The 21,310-nt window shown below is 71.2% G+C and carries 20 protein-coding genes, 2 tRNA genes and 1 pseudogene; 11 read left to right on the forward strand and 12 right to left on the reverse strand.

Going from position 1 to position 21,310, the window contains the following annotated elements:
• Nucleotides 1–33: 33 nt before the first annotated feature.
• From clpX to ACSP97_RS13030, 5 genes are all read right to left on the reverse strand, one after another.
• Nucleotides 34–1,320 carry an ATP-dependent Clp protease ATP-binding subunit ClpX gene (gene clpX, locus ACSP97_RS13010; protein ID WP_014672712.1) on the reverse strand — a complete coding sequence of 429 codons (1,287 nt, stop codon included), beginning with the start codon at nucleotides 1,318–1,320 and terminating at the stop codon, nucleotides 34–36.
• Nucleotides 1,321–1,489: 169 nt separating this feature from the next.
• Nucleotides 1,490–2,155, reverse strand: coding sequence for an ATP-dependent Clp protease proteolytic subunit (locus ACSP97_RS13015; RefSeq protein WP_070027104.1), 666 nt, complete (start codon nucleotides 2,153–2,155; stop codon nucleotides 1,490–1,492).
• 69 nt (nucleotides 2,156–2,224) lie between these two features.
• Nucleotides 2,225–2,830, reverse strand: a complete 606-nt coding sequence (locus ACSP97_RS13020) for an ATP-dependent Clp protease proteolytic subunit (RefSeq protein WP_180333392.1) — start codon at nucleotides 2,828–2,830, stop codon at nucleotides 2,225–2,227.
• A gap of 341 nt (nucleotides 2,831–3,171) precedes the next feature.
• Nucleotides 3,172–4,539, reverse strand: coding sequence for a trigger factor (gene tig / locus ACSP97_RS13025; RefSeq protein WP_355144730.1), 1,368 nt, complete (start codon nucleotides 4,537–4,539; stop codon nucleotides 3,172–3,174).
• Nucleotides 4,540–4,727: 188 nt separating this feature from the next.
• A tRNA-Pro gene (locus ACSP97_RS13030) sits at nucleotides 4,728–4,804 on the reverse strand.
• A gap of 159 nt (nucleotides 4,805–4,963) precedes the next feature.
• Between ACSP97_RS13030 and ACSP97_RS13035 the strand changes: the two genes are divergently transcribed.
• Nucleotides 4,964–5,034 (forward strand) — tRNA-Gly (locus ACSP97_RS13035).
• 202 nt (nucleotides 5,035–5,236) lie between these two features.
• Here the strand turns inward: ACSP97_RS13035 and ACSP97_RS13040 are convergent.
• Nucleotides 5,237–5,593: a helix-turn-helix transcriptional regulator gene (locus tag ACSP97_RS13040; RefSeq protein WP_440557571.1), complete on the reverse strand. Its 357-nt coding sequence runs from the start codon at nucleotides 5,591–5,593 to the stop codon at nucleotides 5,237–5,239.
• Nucleotides 5,594–5,722: 129 nt separating this feature from the next.
• Here ACSP97_RS13040 and ACSP97_RS13045 point away from each other — a divergent pair, with 129 nt between their 5' ends.
• From ACSP97_RS13045 to ACSP97_RS13060, 4 genes are all read left to right on the forward strand, one after another.
• On the forward strand, nucleotides 5,723–6,103 hold the full coding sequence (locus ACSP97_RS13045; protein ID WP_355144734.1) for an STAS domain-containing protein: 381 nt from the start codon (nucleotides 5,723–5,725) through the stop codon (nucleotides 6,101–6,103).
• A gap of 64 nt (nucleotides 6,104–6,167) precedes the next feature.
• Entirely contained in the window at nucleotides 6,168–7,295 is a 1,128-nt protein-coding gene (locus ACSP97_RS13050; protein WP_440557573.1) for a PP2C family protein-serine/threonine phosphatase, read from the forward strand.
• A 180-nt stretch (nucleotides 7,296–7,475) separates the two neighbouring features.
• Nucleotides 7,476–7,862 carry a VOC family protein gene (locus tag ACSP97_RS13055; RefSeq protein ID WP_358271226.1) on the forward strand — a complete coding sequence of 129 codons (387 nt, stop codon included), beginning with the start codon at nucleotides 7,476–7,478 and terminating at the stop codon, nucleotides 7,860–7,862.
• On the forward strand, nucleotides 7,859–8,497 hold the full coding sequence (locus tag ACSP97_RS13060) for a TetR/AcrR family transcriptional regulator C-terminal ligand-binding domain-containing protein (RefSeq protein ID WP_440557575.1): 639 nt from the start codon (nucleotides 7,859–7,861) through the stop codon (nucleotides 8,495–8,497). Before ACSP97_RS13055 ends, ACSP97_RS13060 begins: the two co-directional genes overlap by 4 nt.
• A 43-nt stretch (nucleotides 8,498–8,540) precedes the next feature.
• Here ACSP97_RS13060 and ACSP97_RS13065 read toward each other — a convergent pair whose 3' ends face one another.
• On the reverse strand, nucleotides 8,541–8,735 hold the full coding sequence (locus ACSP97_RS13065) for a hypothetical protein (protein ID WP_070027114.1): 195 nt from the start codon (nucleotides 8,733–8,735) through the stop codon (nucleotides 8,541–8,543).
• A gap of 439 nt (nucleotides 8,736–9,174) precedes the next feature.
• Between ACSP97_RS13065 and ACSP97_RS13070 the strand changes: the two genes are divergently transcribed.
• Nucleotides 9,175–10,359 (forward strand): acyltransferase family protein, encoded by a 1,185-nt coding sequence (locus ACSP97_RS13070; protein ID WP_388288831.1) that lies wholly within the window; start codon nucleotides 9,175–9,177, stop codon nucleotides 10,357–10,359.
• A 37-nt stretch (nucleotides 10,360–10,396) separates the two neighbouring features.
• Here the strand turns inward: ACSP97_RS13070 and ACSP97_RS13075 are convergent, their stop codons facing one another.
• Nucleotides 10,397–10,870 (reverse strand): HD domain-containing protein, encoded by a 474-nt coding sequence (locus tag ACSP97_RS13075; RefSeq protein WP_440557578.1) that lies wholly within the window; start codon nucleotides 10,868–10,870, stop codon nucleotides 10,397–10,399.
• A gap of 12 nt (nucleotides 10,871–10,882) precedes the next feature.
• Nucleotides 10,883–12,055: a PP2C family protein-serine/threonine phosphatase gene (locus ACSP97_RS13080; RefSeq protein WP_355144746.1), complete on the reverse strand. Its 1,173-nt coding sequence runs from the start codon at nucleotides 12,053–12,055 to the stop codon at nucleotides 10,883–10,885.
• A 243-nt stretch (nucleotides 12,056–12,298) separates the two neighbouring features.
• Here ACSP97_RS13080 and ACSP97_RS13085 point away from each other — a divergent pair, with 243 nt between their 5' ends.
• Nucleotides 12,299–13,471, forward strand: a complete 1,173-nt coding sequence (locus tag ACSP97_RS13085) for a GNAT family N-acetyltransferase (RefSeq protein WP_440558417.1) — start codon at nucleotides 12,299–12,301, stop codon at nucleotides 13,469–13,471.
• A gap of 15 nt (nucleotides 13,472–13,486) precedes the next feature.
• Here the strand turns inward: ACSP97_RS13085 and ACSP97_RS13090 are convergent, their stop codons facing one another.
• Both ACSP97_RS13090 and ACSP97_RS13095 read right to left on the reverse strand, forming a co-directional pair.
• The gene (locus tag ACSP97_RS13090; protein ID WP_388310609.1) at nucleotides 13,487–14,296 is read right to left on the reverse strand and encodes an Fpg/Nei family DNA glycosylase; all 810 of its coding nucleotides are present in this window, start codon (nucleotides 14,294–14,296) and stop codon (nucleotides 13,487–13,489) included.
• A gap of 245 nt (nucleotides 14,297–14,541) precedes the next feature.
• A complete protein-coding gene (locus ACSP97_RS13095; RefSeq protein WP_355144752.1) occupies nucleotides 14,542–15,027 on the reverse strand; it encodes a ribose-5-phosphate isomerase in 486 nt (161 codons plus the stop codon).
• 294 nt (nucleotides 15,028–15,321) lie between these two features.
• Here ACSP97_RS13095 and ACSP97_RS13100 point away from each other — a divergent pair, with 294 nt between their 5' ends.
• Nucleotides 15,322–16,743, forward strand: a complete 1,422-nt coding sequence (locus ACSP97_RS13100) for an amino acid permease (protein ID WP_440557581.1) — start codon at nucleotides 15,322–15,324, stop codon at nucleotides 16,741–16,743.
• Nucleotides 16,744–16,820: 77 nt separating this feature from the next.
• Here ACSP97_RS13100 and ACSP97_RS13105 read toward each other — a convergent pair whose 3' ends face one another.
• Complete coding sequence (locus ACSP97_RS13105; protein ID WP_382014118.1) at nucleotides 16,821–17,402, reverse strand: biotin transporter BioY; 582 nt, start codon at nucleotides 17,400–17,402, stop codon at nucleotides 16,821–16,823.
• An 836-nt stretch (nucleotides 17,403–18,238) separates the two neighbouring features.
• On the opposite strand from ACSP97_RS13105, the pseudogene ACSP97_RS13110 reads away from it, so the two are divergent.
• From ACSP97_RS13110 to ACSP97_RS13120, 3 genes and pseudogenes are all read left to right on the forward strand, one after another.
• Nucleotides 18,239–18,781 (forward strand): annotated as a pseudogene (locus tag ACSP97_RS13110) (LLM class flavin-dependent oxidoreductase); the annotation flags it as partial.
• Between the two features lie 39 nt (nucleotides 18,782–18,820).
• A complete protein-coding gene (locus ACSP97_RS13115) occupies nucleotides 18,821–19,723 on the forward strand; it encodes a TauD/TfdA dioxygenase family protein (RefSeq protein ID WP_440557583.1) in 903 nt (300 codons plus the stop codon).
• A gap of 119 nt (nucleotides 19,724–19,842) precedes the next feature.
• Entirely contained in the window at nucleotides 19,843–21,225 is a 1,383-nt protein-coding gene (locus ACSP97_RS13120; RefSeq protein ID WP_355144768.1) for an amino acid permease, read from the forward strand.
• The last annotated feature ends 85 nt before the right edge of the window (nucleotides 21,226–21,310 follow it).

The raw sequence follows: 21,310 nt of genomic DNA on the forward strand, positions 1-21,310 counted from the left end.
CCGACCGGGGCCCCTTTCGCACGTACGGGGTCGTTACGCCGTCTTCTGCTCCCCCGAGCCACGCCCGCGCGCGTCGCGCGGGATCAGGGTGGGGTTGACGTTCGAGAGGACGACATCGGCGGTGATGACGACGCGGGCGACGTCCTTGCGGGAGGGGACCTCGTACATGACGCCCTGGAGGACTTCCTCCATGATGGCGCGCAGGCCGCGGGCGCCGGTCTGGCGCAGGATGGCCTGGTCGGCGATGGCCTCCAGGGCCTCGCGTTCGAAGTCCAGCTCCACGCCGTCGAGTTCGAACAGGCGCTGGTACTGCTTGACGAGGGCGTTGCGCGGCTCCACCAGGATCTTCAGCAGCGCCTCGCGGTCGAGGTTGTGCACCGAGGTGATCACCGGCAGCCGGCCGATGAACTCGGGGATCATGCCGAACTTGACCAGGTCCTCCGGCATGACGTCCTCGAAGACGTCCTTGGCCTCCAGCTCGCGCTTGGACAGGATCGTCGCGCCGAAGCCGATGCCCTTGGCGCCCGCCCGGGCCTCGATGATCTTCTCCAGACCGGCGAAGGCACCGCCCACGATGAACAGCACGTTCGTCGTGTCGATCTGGATGAACTCCTGGTGCGGGTGCTTGCGGCCGCCCTGCGGCGGCACCGAGGCCGTGGTGCCCTCCAGGATCTTCAGCAGGGCCTGCTGGACGCCCTCGCCGGAGACGTCACGGGTGATCGACGGGTTCTCGCTCTTGCGGGCCACCTTGTCGATCTCGTCGATGTAGATGATCCCGGTCTCGGCCTTCTTGACGTCGTAGTCGGCGGCCTGGATCAGCTTCAGAAGGATGTTCTCGACGTCCTCGCCGACGTAGCCCGCCTCGGTCAGCGCCGTGGCGTCGGCGATGGCGAACGGGACGTTCAGCATGCGCGCCAGGGTCTGCGCGAGGAGGGTCTTGCCGGAGCCCGTGGGGCCCAGCAGGAGGATGTTGGACTTCGCCAGCTCGATGGCGTCGTCCCGGCCGCTCGCGCCGCCGTTCTCGCCCGCCTGGACCCGCTTGTAGTGGTTGTACACCGCGACCGACAGGGCCTTCTTGGCGGCCTCCTGGCCGACCACGTAGCCCTCGAGGAACTCGTAGATCTCGCGGGGCTTGGGCAGCTCCTCCCAGCGCACCTCGCTGGTCTCCGCGAGCTCCTCCTCGATGATCTCGTTGCAGAGATCGATGCACTCGTCGCAGATGTACACACCGGGCCCTGCGATGAGCTTCTTGACCTGCTTCTGGCTCTTGCCGCAGAACGAGCACTTGAGCAGATCGCCGCCGTCACCGATGCGTGCCACGGTGTGCTTCCCCTTCGCCTGGGAGCCACCTGGACACTGAGATCCAGCGGCTCCTGGTGCTGCCTTATGTCCGACGGTACCTTGCCGGGCCCGATGTTCGGGCCCCCCTTGGCAGGGTTCACTTTGCCGTGAGCCCTGCCAAGGGGGGCTGAGAGCGTGCCGCTCCGCGTCAGCGGACCGAGCTGTTGTTCAGCTTGCGGGTGGAGATGATCTGGTCGACGAGGCCGTACTCCAGCGCCTCCTCGGCCGTGAGGATCTTGTCGCGCTCGATGTCCTCGCGGATCTTCTCGATCGGCTGGTTCGAGTGCTTGGCCAGCATGTTCTCCAGCTGCTCACGCATCCGGGTGAACTCGTTGGCGATGATCTCCAGGTCGGAGAGCTGGCCGCGGCCGGTGGAGCCGGCCGGCTGGTGGATCAGCACCCGGGAGTTGGGCAGCGCCATGCGCTTGCCCGGGGTGCCGGCCGCGAGCAGGATGGCCGCGGCGGAGGCCGCCTGGCCCATGCAGACCGTCTGGATGTCGGGCTTCACGAACTGCATCGTGTCGTAGATCGCCGTCAGGGCGGTCATGTCGCCACCGGGGCTGTTGATGTAGATCGAGATGTCCCGGTCGGGGTCCATCGACTCCAGGCACAGCAGCTGCGCCATGACGTCGTTGGCGGAGGCGTCGTCGATCTGGACGCCCAGGAAGATCACGCGCTCCTCGAAGAGCTTCGCGTACGGGTCGTACTCGCGGATGCCCTGGGAGGTGCGCTCGACGAAGCGCGGGATGACGTAGCGGGCGTCGGGCCGGGGCCCTTCGTACATGCCGCTGGCGGTGCCGGGGAAGTTGCTCATGGGATGTTCACCGTCCTGGTGGCGTTCTGGGGGCGTGGGTGATGGCGGTGCGTGGCGCGACCGGGCCGGTCAGGCACCGGTGCCGCCGCCTCCCGGAACGCCCGAGGCGCTCGAGATGATCTCGTCGATGAGACCGTACTCCTTGGCCTCTTCCGGGGTGAACCAGCGGTCGCGGTCGGCGTCCCGGGTGATCGTCTCGAAGGTCTGGCCGGAGTGCAGCGCGGTCAGCTCCGCCATGCGGCGCTTGGTGCGCAGCAGGTACTCGGCCTGGATCTTGATGTCCGTGACCGAGCCGCCGAGGCCCGCGGAGCCCTGGTGCATCATGATGTCCGCGTGCGGCAGGGCGAAGCGCTTGCCGGCGGCACCACCGGTGAGCAGGAACTGGCCCATGGAGGCCGCCATGCCCATCGCGATGGTGACCACGTCGTTCGGGATGTACTGCATGGTGTCGTAGATCGCCATGCCGGCCGTCACCGAGCCGCCGGGGCTGTTGATGTAGAGGTAGATGTCCTTGTCCGGTTCGGCGGCAAGGAGCAGCATCTGCGCGGTGATCTTGTTGGCGATGTCATCGTCGACCTGCTGGCCGAGGAAGATGATCCGCTCGCCGAGCAGCCGGTTGTAGACCTGGTCGCCGAGGCCGCCACCGATGGAGGGCTCGCCGGCGGCGGAGGGCATCAGATTCGTCACGTATCCACCTGCTCGTCTCACGACGGCGCCGGGCCGTCTCACGTCGTCCTGCCGGGGGCTTGGGGTTTCAGGAGACTCCCCTGCCCCCGTACTCATGGACCCTAACGCTCGGGCCCGTTCGGGGAATCCCGGAGATGGGAGTGTTCGCCGGGGGCGTAGCGCCATCGGGCCGCGGCGCGTCCCCGGATGCGGGTACCCGGCCGCGCGGGCGGGGCACGGCGCGGCCGTGCGCGGGGCGCGGCGCGGTGTTGCCCGGGTAGACGAACGGGCCCCGGGGAACACGTCCCCGGGGCCCGTCCCGACGTCCTTCACAGGCGCCGCGGGGCGGTTCAGCCCTCGGTGGTCTCCGTGGTGGTCTCCTCGGCCGCGGCCTCGGTCTCCTCGTCCTCGTCGCTGAGGTCGACCGTCTCGCCGTTGGTGTCCTTCACCGAGGCGGCCTCGACCACGACGGCCAGGGCCTTGCCGCGGGCGACCTCGCCGACCAGGAGCGGCACCTGGCCGCCCTCGACGACGGCCTGGGCGAACTGGTCGGGGGACATGCCGGAGGAGGCCGCACGCCGCATGAGGTGCTCGGTGAGCTCCTCCTGGTTGACGTTCAGGTTCTCCTTCTTCACCAGCTCGTCCAGGACGAACTGGGTCTTGATGCCCTTGACCGCTGCCTCGCGGGTCTCGGTCTCGAACTCCTCGGCGGACTTGCCCTGGATCTCCAGGTACTTGTCGAGGGTCAGACCCATCTGCGCGAGCTGGTGGTGCTCCAGGTTGTGCTTGCGGGTGTTGATCTCGTCCTCGAGCAGCTTCTCGGGGACCGGGACCTCGACCAGCTCGAGGAGCTTCTCCAGGACGCGCTCCTGCGCCTGGGTGGCCTGGTCGAACTGCTTCATGTTGGCGAGGCGCTTGCGGCTGTCGGCCTTGAGCTCGTCCAGGGTGTCGAACTCGGAGGCGAGCTGCGCGAACTCGTCGTCCAGCTCGGGCAGTTCGCGCTTGGCGACCTCGGTGACCTTGACGGTGACCTCGGCCTCCTTGCCCGCGGCGGAGCCGCCCTTCAGCTCGGAGGTGAAGGTCGCCTCCTCGCCGGCGGACAGGCCCTTGACGGCGTCGTCGATGCCGTCGAGCAGCTCGCCGGAGCCGATGGTGTAGGAGACGCCGTTGGCGATGCCGTCCTCCAGCACCTCGCCGTCGACCTTGGCCTCCAGGTCGATGGTGACGACGTCGCCGTCCTCGGCGGCGCGCTCCACCGGGGAGGTGGACGCGAAGCGTTCGCGCAGCTGCTCGACCGACTTCTCGACGTCCTCGTCGGTGACCTCGACGGCGTCGACCTCGACCTCGATACCGGAGTAGTCCGGGATCTCCAGGGCCGGGCGCACGTCCACCTCGGCGGTGAAGTTCAGCGTCTCGCCGTCCTTCAGCTCGGTGATGTCGACGTCGGGCTGGCCCAGCGGGTTCAGCTCGGCCTCGTTGACCGCTTCGGTGTAGAACTTCGGGAGCGCGTCGTTGACCGCCTCCTCCAGGACCGCACCGCGGCCGAACCGCTGGTCGATGACGCGGGCCGGGATCTTGCCCTTGCGGAAGCCCTTCACCGTGACCTGCTGGTTGATCTTCTTGTACGCCGCGTCGAGGCTGTCCTTGAGCTCCTCGAAGGGCACCTCGACAGTGAGCCGAACCCGGGTCGGGTTCAGGGTCTCCACGGCGCTCTTCACGGTTCGGTCTCCTTGTGGCTGACTGCTTGGGTTCTGCCGAGCCAGACAGGTCCGGCGGATTCGCCGCCCGGAGGAGTACGTAGGCCGTGGGGGCCGGGGTCACACGGGCGCGCAGCTTGCATAGTAACCGCAGGCGGTCGGCGCCCCAAAAGGCGACCATCACGACGCGCGGGCCGCTGGTCGGCTGGTGGTCGGGGTGGCGGGATTTGAACCCACGGCCTTCCGCTCCCAAAGCGGACGCGCTACCAAGCTGCGCCACACCCCGTCTGGTGCGAGACGTAGGGTACATGGCCGGACGGCCCGCGTCGGCCGCATTCTTCGAGGCGGGGCGCGTGGTGCGTGTGATCCGAACGTGTTGGCCCAATGGACGGGCGACCCGCTACGATGCCTTCGTGCCGCGGTCACCGAGCTGCGGCGCAGCGCTGCGGGCGTAGCTCAATGGTAGAGCCCTAGTCTTCCAAACTAGCTACGCGGGTTCGATTCCCGTCGCCCGCTCTGAACGACGAAGGCCCAGGTCAGGTGGTAGTTACCACCCCCTGGGCCTTCGGTCGTTCCCGGGTCGTCCAGTGCCGATCGGCGGGCCGGGCACCCCCGTCGCCGCCGCCGCGGTCCCCGTCCCGTTCGGTGCCGGCCGCGGCCGTTCGCGGCGGGTCCGGCGGCCTGGGAGGAAGCCGGGGTCAGTGGCGGGTCGCCGGGGTCAGTGGCGGGCCGAGGGGGTACGCGCCATGACCGGCTCCGGCGCCTTGGCCCGGTCGGTCTCGTCCTGCACGAGCAGAGAGAGCAGGGAGGCCACGGGCAGCCCCGCCTCCGCCGGATGGCGCAGCACCTTGTCCGGCTCGATGCGATAGGTGTTCGTGCGCCCGTCACGGGTGTGCGAGAGGTAACCGCCCTCTTCGAGGTCGGAGATGATGCGCTGGACGGCGCGCTCCGTGAGGCGGCAGCGGGCGGCGATGTCGCGGATCCGGACGTTCGTGTTGTCGGCGATGGCTGCGAGTACGCGTGCGTGGCTGGTGATGAACGTCCATCCGCTGTGAGGTTCGGGCACTCCAACCATGACCCGCATTTTAGGGGGCCGCCATTGCCGAACCCAGATACATGACATACTTTTCCGGTAACTGTTGACGTGCTCCGGGCTGGATCGCCACAGACGGAGCCCGGAAGGTGTCCTGGGGATGAGGCCGTCATGTCACAGCTCATGAGCAGCGCCGGTGGAAAGCGGTGGTCGGGCCGCGCCGGTGCGCTCGGACCGGTGACCACGCTGGAACAGTACGAGCGGGACGGCGCCTGGGTCGTGGCCGCTCACGGCTCCTTCGACCTGGACTCGGTCCCGCCCCTCGCGGACGCGCTGGGCGCCGCCGTCAAGGAGCACCCGAAGGTGGTCCTGGACGCCTCCGGCGTCGCCTTCGGGGACTCGTCCTTCCTCAATCTCCTGATCCTCACCCACCAGACGGGCACCCTGCGGGTGGCCGGGCCGCCGGAACAGCTTCGGCGGCTGTTCGCGATCACCGGCGCGGACACCGTGCTGGAGATCCGGGGGACCGTGGCCGACGCCACCGCCTCCTGAGTCCCCGCACGGACGCGCCGGCTTCTGCTCGTCGGACGTCCGCACCGATGGCAGTGTGAGAGATGTGAACGCCGAGCACGGCTGGGTCGGAGCGCGGCAGCCATGGCGGTCGAGTCGCGCCCTGCTGCTGGTGCCGGTCGTCCTCATCGCGGTGATCACGGTGGTCGACCTGCTGGTTCCGGGGGACATCCACCTCGGTCCGCTGCTCGTGATCGCCCCGGCCCTCACCGCTTCCTTCGCCGGGCCCTGGACCACCGGTCTGATCGGCGTCCTCTCCATGGCGGCGCAGGCGGCCATCGGCTGGCAGTTCGGGATGCTGTCCTCGCGCAACGTACTGGCCCAAATCCTCGCCCTGGGTGTGCTGACCGCCCTCAGCGCGCTCTTCTGCGTGCGGCGCGAGCGTCGCCGGCGCCAACTCGCCCAGGTGCGGTCGGTCGCGGAGGCCGCGCAGCACGGCCTGCTGTGGCCGCTGCCGGAACGCATCGGTCCGCTGCGGATCGCCTGCCTGTACATGGCCGCCGAGGACGAGGCACAGATCGGCGGCGACCTGTACGCGGCCGCCCGCGTCCCCGGTGGCGTACGCCTCATGATCGGGGACGTCCGGGGCAAGGGACTGTCCGCCATCGGCGAATCCGCCCTCCTGCTGGGGGCCTTCCGCGAGGCCGCCCACCGCAACGCCACGCTGCCCGACCTGGCCTCCACCCTGGGGCAGAGCGTGACCCGCTACCTGGCCGAGTTCGAGCCGGCCACGGAGGCCGGCGAGCGGTTCGCGACGGCCCTGCTCCTGGAGCTGCCCGACGACGACCTCGTCATCCGGATGATCAGCTGCGGGCATCCCCCTCCCCTGCTGCTCAGCCCGGACGGCCCCCTCACCGTCCCCGCCCTCCGCCCCTCCCCGCCCCTGGGGGTCGCGGAAGCGGGACCGGACGCCTACGCGATCGACGTGACCGCCTTCCAGCCGGGCGACACCCTCCTGCTGTACACCGACGGCGTCATCGAGGCCCGCGACGCCCACGGCCGCTTCTACCCCCTGGAGACACGGGTCGCCCAGTGGCACAAGGCCGGCCCCGAGTCGCTGCTCCACCACATCCGCCACGACCTGCTCGCGTACACCCACGGACGCCTCAACGACGACGCGGCCCTCGTCGCGCTCCACCTCCACCCCGACGACCAGAGGCACCGCCGGCACTGACACCTCATCGGCCCGAACGGACACGGACACACTCGCGATCCGGACCTTCGGCCGGTTCCGGGCCGCCTCTTGATGCGCGGTCCCGGCACTGTTATGTTCCGTACCGGTACGGAACATAACTCGGACGCGAGCGGTACGGCTCGACCGGTACAAGCTCGACCGGCTCAAGGGGGAGAGATCATGCGGGTCAAGGACTTCGATCACCTGGTGCTCAACGTCGCGGACGTCGAGCGGGCGCTGGGGTTCTACACCGGGCCGCTGGGGCTCGCGGGCGAGCGGGTCGAGGAGTGGCGGGCCGGGACGGTGCCGTTCCCCTCGGTACGGGTCAGCGGGACCACGGTCATCGACCTGGTCGAGCGGCCCCGCGGCGAGTCCAACGTGGACCACATCTGCCTGGTGGTGGATCCGCTGGACTGGCAGGAGGTCGTCGCCTCCGGCACCTTCGACGTCGTCGAGGGGCCCGTGCCGCGCTGGGGCGCCCGGGGTTCGGCCGAGTCCGTCTACGTGCGCGACCCCGACGGCAACACCGTGGAGCTGCGCTGGTACCCCCAGGACGCCGCCGCGTGAGCCCGGCGCCCGGCGGCCGGCCCCGGGATCCGGCGATCGACGCCGCGGTGCTGGCGGCCACCGTGCGGCTGCTGGGCGAGGACGGCTACGGCGGTCTCGCACTGGAGAGGGTGGCGGCGCTCGCGGGCACCAGCAAGGCCGCCATCCGCCGCCGCTGGCCCCGGCGGCAGCGGCTGGTGATCGACGCGCTCGCCTCGGTCCTCGTCGTGCCGCCCGCCCCGGACAACGGCTGCACCCGCTGCGACCTGCACCAGAGCGTGCGGCTCCTCGCCGAGGTGCTGCACGAGCGGCTGCCCGCCGGGGTGCTCGCACCGCTGATCGCCGACTGCGCCGACGACCCCGAGCTGCACGAGCACCTGCTGCACAGCCTTCTGCAGCCGGGCCGGGCGGCCGCCGCGGTCGCGGTGCGGCGGGCCGTCGAGCGCGGGGACCTGCTGCCGGACGTGGACCCCGAGCTGTTCGTCGACCTGCTCGCCTCGGTGGTGTACCGGCGGGTGCTGTTCGGCGAGGCGCCGGTCGACGCGTCGTCGGCGCGCGCGCTGGTCGACCTGCTGCTGCGCGGGGTGGCCGTCGACTTCGACCGGCTGGTCCTCATCAGCCGGCAGCCGGCCGAGCGGCGGCACCTGTACCACTAGCAGCGGCCGGTGCCGGGGCGCCGGCCGGTGGGACCGCGGCCGGTCAGAACTTGATCGCGGAGATCGAGTCCGCTATCGAGTTCAGGAACCGGTTGATGGACGGCGCCATGCCGCTGGAGGCCAGGAAGAAGCCGAAGAGCATGGCCACGATGGCCGGTCCGGGCTTGAGGTTCTTCCCCCTGATGAGCACCACCAGGATGACCGCCAACAGCAGCACCACAGACAGTGAAATGGCCACAACTGATCACACCCTCGGTCGGTCCCTCTCCCGGCCCGGGGGCACGGCCCGCACCCCCGCCAGAACCATCGTGCCACCAACGGGCCTGGTCCATGCGGCTCCTGACATGATGTCGGACACGCCGCCCCGGGCCGGGCGACGCCCCGCACAGGAATTCGACGGGCACTCGACCGCGACTCCGGCAGGAATTACGCGACTTCGTTTCCGGCTCCACACAACTTGTGCGCAGGTAATTCAAATTGATCGCACAGAGACGCCGTATGCCCCACTAGGTAGGGATGAATCCCGACATCATGGGTGAACGGCAGGCTTTTCTGTAGGCACCGTCACGCGGCCACGGACCGCAAGTCCGTTGAATTCGCGGGCAGTCACAGGGAATAACCGGAAATGACTGCACGGGGTTTTACGGAATCCCGCACACGACGCTAGGGTGCCTGAGATGTTCGACGCCGCCTCCTCCCCCGGCCAGACCCCGCAGCCGCTCCCCCCGGCCCAGCCGCCGGCACAGGGAGTGCCCGGTCCGCGTACCCCGGTGAGTACGCAGGAACGGCCGCGGCAGACGGCGAGACCCGGCGGCAAGCAGCGCGACGCGTTCTTCGACAACGCCAAGTACCTGGCGATCGTGCTGGTCGCGATGGGTCACTCGTGGGAGCCGCTGAAGGGCGACAGCCGCATCCTGGAAGGCCTGTACACGGTCGTGTACAGCTTCCACATGCCAGCGTTCATCATCATTTCCGGCTTCTTCTCGCGCAATTTCGACATGCGCCCGGACCGGCTCAAGCGGCTGATCACCGGAGTCCTGGTGCCCTACGTCGTCTTCGAGACGGCGTACCCCCTGTTCAACAACCTCGTCACGGGCTCTCACGAGCAGATCAGCCTGCTCGACCCCTGGTTCCTGACCTGGTTCCTGTGCGCCCTGTTCGTCTGGCGGCTGACCACGCCGATCTGGAAGCTGGTGCGCCATCCGCTGCCGGTGGCCCTCGTCATCGCCATGCTGGCCTCCCTCACCCCGAGCATCGGCGACGACCTCGACCTCCAGCGGGTGCTCCAGTTCCTGCCGTACTTCGTACTCGGCCTGAACATGAAGCCGGAGCACTTCCAGCTGGTGCGCCGCCGCTCGGTGCGGATCGCCGCGGTGCCGGTGTTCGCCGCAGCGCTGCTGGTCGGCTGGTGGGCGGTGCCGCGCATGAACACCGCGTGGTTCTACCACCGCGACTCGGCGCAGGAGCTGGGCGCGCCCTGGTGGTGCGGGCCGGTGATGACGCTCGCGATGATGGCCTGCTCGCTGCTGCTGACGGCCTGCTTCTTCGCCTGGGTGCCGGGCCGCAAGACCTGGTTCACGACGCTGGGCGCGGGCACCATCTGCGGTTATCTGCTGCACGGCTTCCTGGTGAAGTTCGCCGACTACCGGGGCTGGTTCGACCACGCCTGGCTGCACCGGCCGCTCGGCGAGATCCTGGTGACTCTGATCGCGGGCGTCGCCGTCACCCTGCTGTGCACCGCGCCGGTGCGGCGGGTCTTCCGGTTCGCGATGGAGCCGAAGATGGAGTGGGCGTTCAGGCAGGACGCCGCCCGGCTGGCCCGGGAGCGCGGCCGGCAGGCGCCCGAAAAGGCCGCCTCCTGACCGGTTTTGCCGCCCTTCGTCCCGATGCGGGGCCGGTTCAGCTCTGAGGCAGACCGAGGAGCGCGCGCAGGTGCGCGTACTTCTCGGTCAGTCGTTTCCGGGTCGGTTCGTCCAGTACGGCCAGCCGCTTGGCGTCGGCGTTGTGCGCCAGGTCCGCCTCCTTCACCAGCAGGGCGCCCGGGGTGTCGAGGATGCGCCGGGCGTACGCCGCCGGCTCCTCCCCCGGCCGCTTGGTGACGGCGTCCACGATGGCCTTGGTGCGCGGGGTGAGGGCGGCCCCGGCCAGCCAGGCGCGGCTCAGCGCGGCGTCCTCCACGGCGTCGTGCAGCCAGGCCGCCGCGATCTGCTCCGCGTCGCCCCCGCGGGCGCGCACGCCGTCCGCCACGGCGGCGAGATGCTCGGCGTAGGGCCGTCCCGCCTTGTCGGTCTGTCCCTCGTGCGCGGTCCGGGCCGTGGCCTCGACCTCGGCGAGGGTGAGGAGTCCGGGTGCCGCGGGCGGTGTCTCGGTCATGCGCCCAGTGTGTCAGCGGGCGTGGGCCGAGGCCTCGCGGCAGATCAGGAGCAGGGCGCGGTCGTCGTTGACGTCCTTGGCGACGGCCTCGATGAGGTGCCAGGCGGCGCCGTGGAAGCCGCCGGGGACATAGCGGTCGGCCTCGCCGGTGAGCCGGTCGATGCCCTCGACGATGTCCCGGTCGGCGGTCTCCACCAGGCCGTCGGTGAACAGCATCAGCACGTCGCCGGGGCGCAGCGAGCCCTTCACGGAGTCGAACTGGGCGCCGTCGTAGACCCCCAGCAGCGGTCCCTCGGCCGACTTCTCCTCCCAGCGGCCGGTGCCCGCGCTGAGCTGGAGCCCCGGCGGGTGGCCCGCGGAGTACAGCTCGTAGTCCCCGGAGTCGAGGTCCAGGACGAGGTGGATGGAGGTGGCGAAGCCCTCCTCCCAGTCCTGGCGCAGCAGATAGCCGTTGGCGGCGGGGAGGAAGGCGTGCGGGGGCAGGGAGCCCAGCAGCCCGCCGAAGGCGCCGGACAGCAGCAGGGCGCGCGAGCCGGCGTCCATGCCCTTGCCGGAGACGTCGGTGAGGACGACCTCCAGGGTGCGGCCGCCGTTGGTGCGGGCGGCCACCACGAAGTCGCCGGAGAAGGACTGGCCGCCGGCCGGGCGCAGCGCCATCTCGTGGTGCCAGCCCTGCGGCAGCTTGGGCAGCTTGCTCTGCACCCGGATGCGTTCGCGCAGGTCGAACAGCATGGTGCCGCCGCGCCGCCAGGGCACGCCGACGCGGCTGCGGAACTGGGCGGTGAGCAGGCCGAAGAAACCGCAGGCGGCCACCACCAGGACCACGCCCGGGGTGACCCGGGAGGGTCCCTCGGTGTACGGGCCGAGCCGCACCGACTCCACGATCAGCGCGGTGGCCGCCGCCGCGTACAGACCGAGCAGGCTCGCCGGGCGCAGCAGCAGCCCGCCCGCGACGATCGGCAGCACCAGCGTGGCCGGGGAGCACCACACGGAGTCGAACAGGGTGAGGGCGGCGAGGACGGGGACGGTGAGCAGCAGCCCGGCGAAGGCGATCCAGTCGGAGCCGTCGCCGCGGAAGTAGTCGACGGCGCTTTTGCGCAGGCTGACGCGGGCCCGGTGCCACTGCATCTTCCACCGGGCCGTGAGCGTCTCGGCCTTCGCGCGCGTCTCTCGTCCTGCTGCCATTAGTTCGGGACCCTATCCATCGCACCGGCCGCTTGGCACGGGAGGTCCCACTTGTCCCCCGTGCGGGCTGCGTCTCACAGGTTCGTCCCTCAGTGAACGCCACCCGGCGCCCGCGCGTCCCCGTCCCGGCGAAATTCGCTGGCTCGCCCCGTGACGTCTTGCTAGGCATGGCGCATGGAGACCGACCGGGGAACCGAGTTGAGGGTGCTGCGCGAGGCCGACTAGGACGAGTGGTACGGCTGCCTGCACCGCGCGTTCGGCGGGCTGCCCGCGCAGTTCGAGGACCGTGAACTGCACCGGTCCCTGCTGGATCTGGACCGGGGACTGGCCGCCCGGGACGGGGACCGGATCGTCGGTACGGCGGGGTCGTTCGCCTTCCGGATGACCGTGCCGGGCGGGGCGGCGGTCCCGGCGGCGGGCGTCACCATGGTGAGCGTGGCGGCCACGCACCGGCGGCGCGGGGTGCTGACGTCGATGATGCGCCGGCAGCTGGACGACGCCCGGGAGCTGGGCGAACCGCTGGCGGTGCTGACCGCGTCCGAGCCGGCGATCTACGGCCGCTTCGGCTACGGCGCCGCGACCTACCGGCTGTCCGCGCGGATCGACACCGGCCGGGTCACCCTCGATCCGCCGGCGGGCAGCGACGAGGTGCGGCTGCGGTACGCGGCGCCCGCGGACGTCCTCGACGCGTGCGAGGCGGTGTACGCGGCGCTGGTGCCGCGCCGGCCCGGGATGCTGGTCCGCCGGCCCGGCTGGGAGCGGGCCGGGCTGCTGGACACCGAGATCGCGCGCGGCGGGGCGTCGGCGCTCCAGTGCGTGGTCGCGGAGCGGGACGGGCAGGTCACCGGGTACGCGCGGTTCCGCACCCAGGCCGGATGGAACGAGGGCGGCGCCGACGGCACGGTGCGGCTGACGGACCTCGCCGCGCTCGATCCCGCGACGGAGGGGGCGCTGTGGCGCTTCCTGTGCGGCATCGACCTGATGACGACTGTGGCGGCGGACGCGCGGCCGGTGGACGACGGCTGGCAGCACTTGGTCTCCGACATCCGCCGGTGCCGGCTCCGGGTGCGGGACGAGTGCTTCGTACGGCTGGTCGACGTCGGTGCGGCGCTGGCCGCGCGGACGTACCAGGCGCCGGTGGACGTCGTACTGGAGGTGGAGGACGCCTTCTGCCCCTGGAACGCGGACCGTTGGCGGTTGACCGGGGACGTCGAGGGGGCGTCCTGCGAGCGGACGAGGGAGCCCGCGGACCTCGCCCTGTCGGTACGGGAGTTGGGGGCCGCGTACCTGGGCGGGGTGTCGCCGGCCGCGCTGGCGGCGGCCGGGCGGGTGCGGGAGCTGCGCCGCGGGGCGCTGGCGCAGGCGTCGGTGGGGTTCGGGTCCGCCGTCGCGCCGTGGCTGCCGCACGGCTTCTAGGGTCTTTCGTCCGGGTCAGCGTTTCTGGCAGGTGGGGCACCAGAAGAGGTTGCGGGCGGCGAGGCCGGCGGTGCGGATCTCGTCGCCGCAGACGTGGCAGGGCTGGGTGGCGCGGCGGTAGACGTACACCTCGCCGCCGTGGTCGTCGACGCGGGGCGGGCGGCCCATGGCCTCGGGGGTGTGCTCGGGCCGTACGGTGTCGATCCGGTTGTCGCGCACGCCCTGGCGCATCAGCGCGACGAGGTCGGACCAGATCGCGGCCCACTCGGCGCGGGTGATGTCGCGGCCCGCGCGGTAGGGGTCGATGCCGTGCCGGAACAGGACCTCGGCGCGGTAGACGTTGCCGACGCCGGCCACGGTCCTCTGGTCCATCAGCAGGGCGGCGACGGTCGTGCGGCTGCGGGAGATCTTCCGGTACGCGACCTCGGGGTCGGCGTCCTCGCGGAGCGGGTCGGGGCCGAGGCGGTCGTGGACGGCCCGCTTCTCCGCGTCGGTGATCAGGGCGCAGGTGGTAGGCCCGCGGAGGTCGACGTACGCCGTGTCGGTGGCGAGGCGCAGGCGGACGGTATCGGTGGGCGGGGGCGCGGGGGCGTCGCCGAAGCCGACCTTGCCGAAGAGGCCGAGGTGGATGTGGACCCAGTCGGTGTCGCGGAACCGGAGGAACAGGTGCTTGCCGTGCGCCTCGGTGGCGGTCAGCTCGGCGCGGTCCAGGAGGGCGGCGGCGTCGGAGAACTTGCCCTGGGGGCTGGTGACGCGGGGGGCCGTGTGCAGGAACCGCTCGGCGTAGTCCCGGGCCAGCCGGTGGATGGTGTGCCCTTCGGGCAAGGCGGGGCCGTCCTTTCCTCTTCGTCGCCGGGGGCGGGGCCCCGCGGTCCACTCACCCAGCGTACGGAACCGCCGTCGTGGACTCCCGAGGGCGGAACGCCGGGGCCGGGGCGCGGGGGCGCCCGGTCGACGGCCGTCCCGGTCGGCCCAGGGGCCGGGGCGCCGACGACGCCCGCCCTCCGGCCCGTCGAGCGGGGCCGGAGGGCGGGCGGGGAAAGCGGGCCGGATGCCGGTCCGGGCGGGGCCTACGACTGGGGGTGGTGCGCCGGGATCGGGGGGAGGTCGCCCGTGGTCTCGTAGTCGGAGAGCATGTCGATGCGGCGGAGGTGGCGCTCGTCACCCGAGAACGGGGTGGCGAGGAACACCTCGACGAACTTCGTGGCCTCCTCCGTGGTGTGCATGCGCGCACCCACGGCCACCACGTTGGCGTTGTTGTGCTGCCGCCCGAGGGACGCCGTCTCCTCGCTCCAGGCCAGCGCCGCGCGCACACCCTTCACCTTGTTCGCGGCGATCTGCTCACCGTTGCCGGAGCCGCCGATCACGATGCCGAGGGCGTCGGCGTCCGCGGCCGTACGCTCGGCCGCCCGCAGGCAGAAGGGCGGGTAGTCGTCCTGGGCGTCGTAGATGTGCGGCCCGCAGTCGACGGGCTCGTGGCCCGCCTCCTTGAGCCACTCGACGAGGTGGTTCTTGAGTTCGTAGCCGGCATGGTCCGAGCCGAGGTACACGCGCATGCCACGAGTGTGACACGACGGATACGGGGCAGCAGCCCCGGGGCGGCGGCGCCCGGACGGCGAAGGAGGGGAATGCGGCGCCGCTACGAATTCCGCAGCTCGAATGTGAGCGGGACCATAGAACCTCAAGGGAACCTCAAGTAACAATCCGGATTCAGAGGTTCCCGAATTCGTTCGCCTCGGATTCACTGGACCGACTCGTACACCGCTCGTACGAATCCCGTACCGGACCCCACAGCGGCACCCCCGTTCCCGTACGAGAACCCCGCTCAACAGGCGCAAAGGAATCCGTCCATGACCCCTCCTGGTTCCGGACTTCAAGCAGGCCTCAAGAACCGCCATCTGACGATGATCGCGATCGGCGGTGTGATCGGCGCCGGCCTCTTCGTCGGCTCCAGCTCCGGCATCGCCGCGGCGGGCCCCGGCATCCTGCTGTCCTACGCCCTCGTCGGCACCCTCGTCGTCCTCGTGATGCGGATGCTGGGCGAGATGTCCGCCGCCAACCCGACCTCAGGCTCCTTCTCCGAGCACGCCGACCGCGCGCTCGGCCGCTGGGCCGGTTTCTCCATCGGCTGGCTCTACTGGTTCTTCTGGGTCGTCGTGCTCGCCGTGGAGGGGACCGCGGGTGCCAAGATCCTGTCGGGCTGGGTCCCGGCGGTGCCGCAGTGGGGCTGGGCCCTCATCGTGATGCTGGTGCTGACCGCGTCGAACCTGTTCTCCGTCGGTTCCTACGGCGAGTTCGAGTTCTGGTTCGCCGGCATCAAGGTCGTGGCGATCGCCGCGTTCATCGTCGTCGGCCTGCTCGCGATCTTCGGTGTGCTGCCGGGGGCCCACACGGACCAGGCGTCCTTCGCCAACCTCACCAACCACGGCGGATTCCTGCCGCACGGTCCGGGCGCGATCCTCACGGGTGTCCTGCTGGTCGTCTTCTCCTTCATGGGCAGCGAGATCGCCACCCTGGCGGCCGGTGAGTCGGAGGACCCGCAGCGGGCGGTCACCAAGGCCACCAACAGCATCATCTGGCGGATCGGCGTCTTCTACCTGGGTTCGATCCTCGTCGTGGTCGCGCTGCTGCCGTGGAACTCCCCGTCGCTGGAGAAGGACGGTTCGTACGTCGCCGCGCTGAACTCCCTCGGCATCGCGCACGCCGGCCAGATCATGAACGTCATCGTGCTGACGGCGGTGCTGTCCTGTCTCAACTCCGGCCTGTACACGGCCTCCCGGATGGCCTTCTCGCTCGGCCAGCGCGGTGACGCCCCCAAGGCGTTCGCCCGCACCAACGCGCGCGGTGTGCCGATGGCGGCGATCCTGGCGTCGGTCGTCTTCGGCTTCGTCGCGGTCTTCTTCAACTACGAGTTCCCCGACACCGTCTTCCTCTTCCTGGTCAACTCCAGCGGTGCGGTCGCCCTGTTCGTGTGGCTGGTCATCTGCTTCTCGCAGCTGCGGATGCGCCGCATCATCCAGCGCGAGGCGCCGGAGAAGCTCATCGTGCGGATGTGGCTGTACCCGTACCTGACCTGGGCGGCGGCCGCGGTGATCGTGGCGGTCCTGGTCTACATGCTGTTCGACACCGAACACGACGGCCGGGAGACGGTCCTGCTGTCGCTGCTGGTCGCGGCGGTCGTGGTCGTCATCTCCCTGATCAAGCAGAAGGTCACGGGCGACCGGCCGGCCACCGCCGCGGACGCCTCGGCCGACAAGGTCTCCATCGGCTGACCCTTTCCGACGCGCCAACGGCCGCGGGGCCCGACGAAGTCCGTCGGGCCCCGCGGCCGTTGTGCGGTGCCGGCGGGTCAGCGCTTGCCGGCGAGCTTCCACGCGGTGGGCAGCAGACCCATCGCGAGCGCGGCCTTGAGGGCGTCGCCGATCAGGAACGGGACGAGGCCGACCGCCGCCGCCTGGGCGAGGGAGTAGTGGGCGGCCAGGGCCAGGTACGGGACGCCGATCGCGTAGATGACGGCCGAGCCGAGGACCATCGTGCCCGCCATGCGCAGCGGGGAGCGGTCGGCACCGCGACGGGCCAGGGCGCCCACGACGGCGGAGGCCAGCAGCATGCCGAGGACGTAGCCGAAGGAGACGGAGCCGGCGCCCGAGTCGCCGCCCGCGAACCACGGCACACCGACCACGCCCGCCAGCGCGTACAGGGCGAGGGAGAGGAAGCCGCGGCGGGCGCCGAGCGCGGTGCCGACCAGCAGCGCGGCGAAGGTCTGGCCGGTCACCGGCACCGGGGAGCCGGGCACGGGCACCGACAGCTGGGCAGCGAGGCCGGTGAGCGCGGCGCCGCCGAGCACGAGGGCGGCGTCGCGGACGCGGGACGCGGGCAGCAGATCGGCGAGGACGGCGCCCGGGCGGGTGGAGACGGTGGCGGTGCTCATGGGGACTCCGCGGGATGAAGGGGACAGGTGGGAACACCGCGACGCTATACCGGCGCCCCGAATCCGATCACCGTCAGCGCCCGACAAAGGGGTGATCGCCGACTTGGTGGGCTCCGCACAAAGAGCGCGCCTTACACCGGGCACGGCGTGATTACGGTCACTGAGGTGGCATGGTCCGGGAGACCCGACCCGCCCGTGGCGCGTCTGTAGGGTTCCCCCAAAGGTCCGCGCCGGCCCGGACGACGGCCCCTGGGCGGCGCGGAGGCCGTTTGCTAGCTTCGGGCACATGGTTGCCCAGGCCCGGTACTTCACGTCGCGTCGCTATGTCGACCTGCGGCGTCAGGGCGCGGCCACCTGTCGCCGTCCGGGATAGGGCGGGCCCGCTCGGTCCGCCCCGTCCCTCCCGGTTCCCGATGTGTCGGCTCCGGTCCCCGAGGACGGTTCCCCATGCCCCGCACTGCCGCCCCCGCCCTTGTCTCCCCCGTTCCGCGTGCCGTCGACGCGACCGGCGGCGCACCAGTGCCAGCGTCGTGCTGCGGTCCGTGCTGGAGCACGGACCGGTGGCGCGCAGCACCGTGGCCCGGCTGACCGGGCTGTCGCCCGCGTCGGTGACCGAGCACTGCGCCCGGCTCGCGGCGCTCGGGCTGATCCGGGAGTCGGCCGCCCCGCGCCGCTCGCGCGGGGTGGGTCGGCCGCATGTGCCGGTGGAGCTGGACGACGCGCGGTTCGTGGTGGGCGGGGTGCACGTGGCGGTGCCGTACACCACGGTGGCGCTGCTGGATCTGCGCGGCCGGGTGCTGGCCCGGCGGGAGTTGAAGCACCGGCTGACCGAACCGGTGCTGCCCGGGATCGTGCCGGTCGTCGGGTCGACGGAGGCCGAGGCGCGGGCGGCCGAGCGGGTCCTGGAGGACCACATCGTGCCCGAGCACGGGCTCAAGCGCCTGGAACGGCTGCTCCAGCTCGCACCCGACTCGCTGGAGCTGGACCGGCGGCTGCCCGAGGACCTGCCGCCCGAGTCCGCCGTGGAGGGCGCCAAGAGCCGCTACACCCTGGTGGTGTCGCTGGCCCGGCGCGAGCAGCTGACCGTGCACCGGCTGATCGGCCGGCTCGGCGGCGGGCGCGGGCACCAGACCTTCGCCGGGACGCCCGAGCAGATCGCGGACCGGATCGAGACCTGGTTCACCCAGGGGGCGGCCGACGGCTTCAACGTCATGCCGCCCGTGCTGCCCTCGGGCCTGGACGCCTTCGTGGACCACGTCGTCCCTGTCCTGCGCGCCCGGGGGCTGTTCCGCGAGGAGTACGGCCCGCGCCGGACCCTGCGCGAGCGCTACGGCCTGCCCCGCCCCGCCAACCAGTACCTCACCCCTGCCCACGGCTGACCCCACCGTCTTCCGCACCCCCTCCCGAAAGGAACCCCCATGTCCCTGGAGATCACCAAGGTCACCGCGCGCATCGGCGCCCGCGTCTTCGGCGTCGACCTCACCCGGCCGCTCACCGAGACGGAGGTGGCCGGCATCCGCGAGGCCCTGAACGTCCACAAGGCGCTGGTCTTCGCCGCCGACGGCCTGGACGACGCGGGCCAGCAGGCCTTCGCCCGGCACTTCGGCGAACTGACCACCGCCCATCCGACCGTCGAGGCCGTCGAGGGCGCCCCGAACGTGCTCCCCGTGGACAGCGAGCGGGGCATCGCCAACCACTGGCACACGGACGTCACCTTCGTCCTCAACCCGCCGCAGGCCAGCACCCTGCGCTCGATCACCGTCCCGCCGTACGGCGGCGAGACCCTGATCGCGAACGCGGCGGCCGCCTACCGGGACCTGCCCGAGCCGCTGCGCCGCTTCGCGGACACCCTGTGGGCCGAGCACACCAACGACTACGACTACGCCGTACCGCACGAGGAGATCGACGCGGAACTGGCCGAACGCCGCGCCCGGTTCACCTCGATCCGGTACCGCACCGCCCACCCGGTGGTGCGTGTGCACCCGCTGACCGGGGAACGCGGGCTGTTCATCGGCGGGTTCGCGCAGCGGATCGTGGGCCTGTCGACGGGCGAGTCGCGCAAGGTGCTCGACCTGCTCCAGTCCTACGTCACCCGCCCGGAGAACGTCCTGCGCCACCGCTGGGCGGAGCGCGAGCTGGTGCTGTTCGACAACCGGATCACCCAGCACTACGCCATCGACAACTACGACGGGCGGCCGCGCCGGCTGCACCGGGTGACCGTCGCCGGTGACGTCCCGGTCGGCATCGAGGGCAAGGAGAGCTACTCCATCGAGGGCGACGCCTCCCACTACACGCCCGCGGGGACCCCCGTGGCGGCGTAACCGGAATCTCACTCTCCGCGCGCCGGGTGTCCGGATACTGGGCGGCTCCTCCGCACATGCGGACGGGCCGCCCAGACTTGGGGAGTTTTTACCCCCCACCGCACGGGAGAGCCGCGCCCATGCCCAGCAGCACCCGCACCGAGACACCACCGCAGACGGAGGGTGCCTCGCTCGCCCACGGCCTCAAGCAGCGCCACCTGTCGATGATCGCCCTCGGCGGCGTGATCGGCGCGGGCCTGTTCGTCGGGTCGGGCGCGGGCATCGCCGCGGCCGGTCCGTCCATCGTGATCGCCTACGCCCTGTCCGGGCTGCTGGTGATGCTGGTGATGCGGATGCTCGGCGAGATGTCGGCCGCCTACCCGTCGTCCGGCTCCTTCTCGGCCCACGCCGAGCGGGCGATCGGCCCCTGGGCCGGGTTCGCGGCCGGCTGGTCCTTCTGGGTGCTGCTGTGCACCGCCGTGGGCCTGGAGGGCATCGGCGCGGCCAAGATCGTCCAGGGCTGGGTGCCGGGCAGCCCGCAGTGGATCTGGGTCGCGCTGTTCATGCTGGTCTTCCTCGGCACGAACCTGGCCGCCGTGAAGAACTTCGGCGAGTTCGAGTTCTGGTTCGCCGCGCTCAAGGTCGGCGCGATCTCGCTGTTCCTGGTGCTGGGCGTGCTCGCCATCACGGGCGTGCTGCCGGGCACCGACGCGCCCGGCACCTCGCATCTGACCCACTTCCTGCCGCACGGCGGCCAGGGCCTGGTCATCGGCCTGCTCGCCTCGGTCTTCGCCTACGGCGGCCTGGAGACGGTCACCATCGCGGCGGCGGAGTCGGAGGACCCGGTGCGGGGCGTGGCGCGCGCGGTGCGCACCGCGATGTGGCGCATCGCCGTGTTCTACATCGGCTCCATGGCCGTCGTCGTCACCCTGGTGCCCTGGAACTCCCCGGAGGTGGTGGCGCGCGGCCCCTACGTCGCGACCCTGGACCACCTCGGCATCCCGGGCGCGGCCCGGCTGATGGACGTGGTGGTGTTCGTGGCGCTGCTGTCCGCGATGAACGCCAACATCTACGGCTCCTCGCGCATCGCGTTCTCCCTGGTCGAGCGCGGCCAGGGCCCGAAGGCGCTGGCGAAGCTGTCCGGCGGGGTGCCCCGGATCGGCGTGCTCACCTCCTGTGTCGTGGGCTTCTTCTGCGTGCTGCTGAGCTACTGGCGGCCCGACGACGTCTTCCCGTGGCTGCTGAACATGATCGGCGCGGTGATCCTGGTCGTCTGGATCTTCATCGCGGTCTCCCAGCTGCTGCTGCGCCGCCGGATCGAGCGGGAGGCGCCTCAGAGGCTGGTGGTGCGGATGTGGGCGTTCCCGTACCTCACCTGGGTGGCGCTGGCCGGGATGGCCGCGGTCTTCGTGCTGATGGCGCGGCAGCCGGACACCCGGGTCCAGCTGTACTCGTCGGGCGCGATGACGGTGGTGCTCGCGGCGGTGGGATACGCCTGGCAGCGGGCGCGCGCCAGGCGCTGATCCCGCGCCGCGCGGACCGGCCCCCACGTACGACACGTGGGGGCCTTTCTGTTGCCCCGCCACTGTTGTTGCTAGCGTGTAGTTG

Source organism: Streptomyces sp. SCPE 10 (assembly GCF_051980735.1).
Classification (GTDB): Bacteria; Actinomycetota; Actinomycetes; order Streptomycetales; family Streptomycetaceae; genus Streptomyces; species Streptomyces misionensis.